1 protein-coding gene is annotated in these 981 nt (G+C 61.2%); it reads right to left on the bottom strand.

Going from position 1 to position 981, the window contains the following annotated elements:
• On the bottom strand, positions 1 to 981 hold a 981-nt coding region (locus tag HMPREF3107_RS00980), incomplete at both ends, for a hemagglutinin repeat-containing protein (RefSeq protein WP_246828552.1).

The following is a 981-nucleotide window of genomic DNA, read 5'->3' as shown; positions in this document are numbered from 1 at the left end:
TCGGGAACGCTGTCGGCACCGTGATGGGCAGTGGTCGAATCGGTATGGATGCCGAGAGAGCGGGCACTGGTCTGCCGGCCGTCGATGGTGATGTTGCCTTCGCTGAGCAGCGAGCGGGTATAGCCTTGGCTGTCGCCGCTTTCATGCTGCGGCAGGGTGGGGCTCTTCTGTAGTTAAGGCCTTTGTTCATGTTCTGGCCGGCGGTTTGGGACGCACGGCCGAAGGCGCTTTGATTGAAGCCGTCGCTTCCTTTCAGGCTGCCGCCATAACCGGCACCGATGCCCATGCTGCTGGCGCTGTAGCTGCTTTCGTTGCGGATGTCTTCGAAGCTGAAACTGCGGGCGGTGAGTTCGTTGTGGTCTTTGTCTGCGGCAGAAGCGATGGCGCCGCCTTTGAGCCGGACGCTGTCGGCGGTGATGTGGTAGCCGCCTTCGCCGGCAAAGAGGCCGCTTTGGCTGCCGACGCTGCGGCTGTAGCCGCTGGCTTTGCTTTGGTTGTAGTTGCCGGATACGCTCCATGCGGTACCGAGCGCGACTTGGGCGCGGATGCCGCCGCCGCTTTGTTTGCTCTCCTGTTCGACAGTGTTCTGAGGGCTTTCGATGTGCAGTGTGCCGCCGACTTCAGCGTCGATGCGTTTTGCATGGGCTTGGGCACCGTTCAGCACGGTATTGCCCTTGCTGCTGAGCTGCAGTTTGTCGGACTGCAGCAGGGTGTTTTGATGAGTTTGGCTGTCCGAACGGTTTTTGCCTTTGCCGTAGGCGGCTTCGGCATAGATATAGACGCCGGTTTGGGCACCAACGGAAACCCCGACGCCGACTTGTACGCCGGCATTGCGGTTTTTGCCGTCCTGATGTTGGCTGTCTTGGGCGGAGAGCAGCCGGATGTCGCGTGCGGAATCGAGGCGGATGGTGTCGCCCGCAGTAATGTTGCTGCCTTGGACGGTAATGTCGCCCTCGCGGCTGCGGATATTGATGTCGCCGC

It is taken from the genome of Neisseria sp. HMSC31F04 (assembly GCF_001807735.1).
Classification (GTDB): Bacteria; Pseudomonadota; Gammaproteobacteria; order Burkholderiales; family Neisseriaceae; genus Neisseria; species Neisseria elongata.
This window is presented reverse-complemented; position numbering and strand designations above follow the sequence as displayed.